At 64.0% G+C, this 4,538-nt stretch carries 3 protein-coding genes and 1 pseudogene; 3 read left to right on the top strand and 1 reads right to left on the bottom strand.

Features of this window, described 5'->3' with window-relative positions; all coding sequences use genetic code 11:
• Window positions 1–104: 104 nt before the first annotated feature.
• A complete protein-coding gene (locus Q1B08_RS20890; protein WP_299823154.1) occupies window positions 105–2,534 on the top strand; it encodes a PAS domain S-box protein in 2,430 nt (809 codons plus the stop codon).
• 135 nt (window positions 2,535–2,669) lie between these two features.
• On the opposite strand, the gene Q1B08_RS20885 is transcribed toward Q1B08_RS20890, so the two are convergent.
• Window positions 2,670–2,828 carry a hypothetical protein gene (locus tag Q1B08_RS20885; protein WP_299823151.1) on the bottom strand — a complete coding sequence of 53 codons (159 nt, stop codon included), beginning with the start codon at window positions 2,826–2,828 and terminating at the stop codon, window positions 2,670–2,672.
• Window positions 2,829–2,931: 103 nt separating this feature from the next.
• Here Q1B08_RS20885 and Q1B08_RS22215 point away from each other — a divergent pair.
• Both Q1B08_RS22215 and Q1B08_RS20880 read left to right on the top strand, forming a co-directional pair.
• Window positions 2,932–3,840, top strand: a pseudogene (locus Q1B08_RS22215) (DUF6880 family protein); the annotation flags it as partial.
• Between the two features lie 49 nt (window positions 3,841–3,889).
• On the top strand, window positions 3,890–4,538 hold a 649-nt coding region (locus tag Q1B08_RS20880), incomplete at its 3' end, for a DUF6880 family protein (RefSeq protein WP_366140084.1).

Here is a 4,538-nt window from a genome sequence, read left to right as displayed (position 1 = left end):
CCACCAGTCCGACCCCCTACTGCACTGAGCCAAAAGCTCCGCGCGCGGCTTCCTACACCACCACCGGGGGCACTACCGGTGCTCCTTAAAGGACGCGCAACTTCGTGAAGGAACGCAGCTCGACTTTCGCCGCCGGTGAAACCTCGGACACGGTGCAAGTTGCCGAGCCGCAGGCAGCCGGACTCGAAGTCGAAGGGGCGCTGCGCGAGAGTGAGGCGCGCTTCCGCAACATGGCCGACCACGCGCCGGTCATCACTTGGGTGACTGAGCCCGACGGGCGTTGCACCTATCTCAACCGGCGCTGGTATGAATTCACCGGGCAGACGGAGGCGGAGGCGGAAGGCTTCGGCTGGCTCGATGCCACGCATCCAGACGACAAGGCCGAGGCGGAGCGCATTTTCCTGGAAGCGAACGCACGGGCCGAGCCGTTCCGGCTCGAATACCGCCTGCGCCGCGCAGACGGGACCTACCGCTGGGCCATCGACGCCGCGGCGCCCCGTTTCGGCGATGAGGGTGGGTTTCTTGGTTACGTCGGCTCGGTGGTGGACATCGACGAGCGCCACGAGGCCGAGGCGGCACTGCGCGACAGCGAGGCGCGGCTGCGCTCTCTCAATGCTGACCTGGAACGGCAGGTCACAGAGCGGACGCAGGCGCGAGGACGCACGTGGGCGGTTACACCCGACCTTATGGGCGCGCTGAATGCCGACGGGCGCTTCGAGACCTCCAATCCGGCCTGGATGACCGTGCTGGGCTGGTCCGAGGCCGAGGTCGCGTCCATGACGATCTGGGAACTGCTCCATCCGGACGATCTGGAACGGACGCGGGAAGGGTTCCGCCTGACCCAGGTCGGGGAGCCGGCAATACAGTTTCCCAACCGCTACCGCCGCAAGGACGGCGGCTACCGTTGGATATCGTGGGTGGGCGTGCCCGAGGATGGCTTTGTCTACTGCGTAGGCCGCGACATCACCGAGGAGCGCCAACAAGCAGAGGCACTGGCGCTGCGCACGGCCGAGTTCGACCAGGTCTGGCGCAACAGCCAGGACGTGCAGGTCGTCATCAATGGTGACGGCGTGTTCCAGACAGTGAACCCATCCTTCACCCGGGTTCTGGGCTGGACCCCCGCCGAAGTGATCGGCCGGACTTTGTTCGACTTCCTCGTGACCGAGGACGACGCCCCGACCGGCGCGGCGCTCGCAATAGCGCGGGAAGACGCACTGCCCCGAGTGTTTGAGAACCGCTACCGCCACAAGGACGGGGGGCATCGCTGGCTTTCGTGGGTGGCGGCACCGGAGGGTGACCTCATCTACGCGAGCGGCCGGCACGTGACCGCCGAGAAGGAGCAGGCGGAGGCTCTCGAGCGAACCGGGGAGGCGCTGCGTCAGAGCCAGAAAATGGAGGCTGTAGGCCAGCTCACCGGCGGGCTAGCACATGACTTCAACAACCTGCTCGCTGGCATTCAGGGCAGTCTCGAGATGATTTCCGCCCGCGCTGCGCAAGGGCGCCATGCCGACGTGGACCGATATGTCGCCGCCGCGCAGGACGCATCCCGCCGCGCCGCCGCGCTCACGCAGCGGCTCTTGGCCTTTTCGCGCCGTCAGACGCTTGCACCCGTGAGGGTGGACGTAAACGCCCTCGTTGGCGGCATGGAGGACCTGATCGCCCGCACGGTGGGGCCGGAAGTGGCCATCAAGATCGCCGCCGCCGCCGATCTCTGGGCTGTCGAGATCGACCCGAACCAGCTCGAGAGCGCGCTCCTCAACCTCTGCATCAATGCACGCGATGCCATGTTCGAGGGTGGACGCATTACCATCGAGACCGCCAACTGCACGCTCGACGTTCGCGCGGCGCAGGGGCGGGATCTCGATCCCGGCGACTACGTCTCGCTCTGCGTCTCCGACACGGGCACGGGCATGACGCCTCAGGTGATTGCGCGCGCTTTCGAGCCCTTCTACACGACGAAGCCCATCGGCAAGGGCACGGGGCTCGGTCTGTCGATGATCTACGGTTTCGTCCGCCAATCCGGCGGCCAGGTCCGCATCCATTCCGAGATTGGCGTTGGCACGTCGATCTGTCTCTATCTGCCCCGCCGGCAGGGCGCCGAGGGTGCGGAGGACGCTCCCCTTGTCGACGCGCCGCCACCGGCTGTGGCAAAGGAAGGCCAATCAATTCTTGTAATCGACGACGAGGCACTGGTGAGGATGCTCGTCGTCGACGTTCTGACCGACCTGGGCTACGATGTGCTGGAGGCTTCGGATGGTGAAGGTGGCCTCAAAGTCCTTCGCTCGAACGCGCGGATCGATCTGCTCGTCACCGATGTAGGCCTTCCAGGCGGCCTCAACGGCCGACAGGTCGCCGATGCCGCCCGCGCTCTGCGTCCCGGGCTCAAAATTCTGTTTGTGACCGGATACGCCGAAAACGCGGTTCTCAGTCACGGCTCTCTGGAGCCCGGCATGGCGGTTCTGGGAAAACCCTTCGACGTGGATGATCTTGGCCGCCGGGTTCAGGCGATCCTTTCCGGACCCGTCCCTAGCTGAAGAATTTCCCTGAAGTCGCCGTTGCCGCTAAAGCGTTCGATCCTCCTCTGCTCGAGTTTGGATAAGGTCTTCCAAGATAAACCGCATGCTCGAAGTAATTCACGGGACTTACAAAAGAGTTGGCTGAGCCTTGGGTCATGCGAAGGAGCCGTGTGCCATGTCCTTGAGCAGCCCGGGCGGGGACTTCGGGGTTTTGCCTACGTCGCGCTCGGCATTCCGGTCGGAGACCCGGTTGGTAAGCGACAGGAGAAACGCCCAGACTGGGTTCAAGATTTCAGCGGCGTGCTCCGGCATGACCCCTCGTTCCTGCACCCGGCGGCCGTCGTCACCGCTCGCGCAATCTCCGTGAAGGGCACGTCCTCGCGGGCGGCGTCAAAGTAGACCTCACCCGCCCCCCATGCTCGAGCACTTGCACGTAGAGGATCGCCGCATCGACGAAACAGATCGTCGCGGCCCGGACCGGGTGGGGCTCGCCGTTCTGCCCTATTTCCTCACCCTCACGGCCCGATCCTCCACCTCGTGCCTTCCGGTGCCGACACCATGGCAGAGATGTGGCTCGTCGTCCTTGCCGATCTCGCCGCATCGGAGCGTGTGTGTGCGGTGGCGGATTGGCTGTAAGTCGTGGTCAAGGCGAATAGGGACAAGCTGGAGAGTCAGTCGGAGCAGACTATACGCTGACAGGACGGTCGCACGAAACGACTTCATCGTATCAGCAGCAGCCGTTCATGCGATCCGCGCCATTCGTCGAAATGGGCTCGAAGCGGACGTGCGGCAGTGCGGCAAACCGGAGCTATTGATACCAACCGTTCCATGTCTTTCCAGATTGCCACCCCGAACCGGCTGGGGCAGCCTTGACACTGCAGCTATCGGTATTGGAACAGATGCCCGCGTCATGTCGAAGAAGACCCTGAACAAGACCAACCTCGAAAAGCTCGGGACGGAGAAGCTCGCCGGCCTGGTCATGGATCTGGTGCAGGGCAACGCGGCCCTCCAGCGCAGAGCGAGACTGGAACTGAGCGCGGCGCAGGGACCGAAGGACGTGGCTGCGGATATCCGGAAGCGGTTCGCATCGCTGCGTAGATCGTCGAGCTTCATCGACTGGCGCAAACAGAAGGCCTTCGTCAGAGATCTCTCGGGATTGCTGCGTATGATAGAGGAGACCGTCGTACCGCAGGACGCCGACGAGGCCTTCGAATTGCTGTGGTCATTCCTTCAACTGGCCCCCTCGATCCACGAACGCACCGATGACAGCAACGGAGCGATCGGGAAGGTCATGGACGACGCGGTAGAGATCATTGCGAACGTCGCGCCAAGACTGAACGTGACCCCCGAAGTACTGGCGGATCGCGTCCTCGATGCCGTCGCCCGGGGCGGGTTACGACGAGTTCGACGGGATCGTATCGGCCACGGCCGACGCCCTCGGGGACGATGGCCTTGCCCATCTCAAGGAGATTACGGAGATTTGGGCCGAAGTCCCACCGAGCGACGCCGAGATGGAAGCTTACCAGTTCTATGGTCGCGCATCGAGCGCCGAGGACCGCGTTCGGCGCGACAAGCACCTCACGAAGTCGATCATCCTGGCCGACATTGCCGACGTGCAGGGGGACGTTGACGCCTACATGGCCCGTTACTCCCCGGAGCAGCTGACGTTCGGCACCATCGCGCCGGGTGTGGCACGCAGATTGCTGGATGCGGGCCGCGTGGACGAGGCATTCGGGATCATCGCCGATGCCCGCGCAGCTGCGGAGGCCAACTCATCCAAGCTTCTTCGCCATGACCTCGACGAGGTCTATGAGGAATGTCTCAGCAAGCAGGGGCGGACGGATGACCTCAAGTTCCATCTTTGGGAGAGGTTCGGACAAACGCTCAGCGCGCCGAGCCTTCGTCGGTACCTGAGATTGCTGCCGGAGTTCGATGACATGGAAACTGGGAGTGTCAGGAGTTCTGTGTATCCGGCGGCCGGTCCGGTTACGTGGCGGCCGCTCTCAGCCCCTGACGGGGGAG

Source organism: uncultured Jannaschia sp., assembly GCF_947494025.1.
Taxonomy (GTDB): domain Bacteria; phylum Pseudomonadota; class Alphaproteobacteria; order Rhodobacterales; family Rhodobacteraceae; genus Jannaschia.
The sequence above is the reverse complement of the archived record's forward strand: the minus strand, read 5'-3'. Positions and strand labels throughout refer to the sequence as shown.

Excerpts from the sequence above, each read along its gene's own strand:
- Q1B08_RS20885 (WP_299823151.1), bottom strand. The coding sequence starts at position 2,828 with ATGCCGGAGCACGCCGCTGAAATCTTGAACCCAGTCTGGGCGTTTCTC.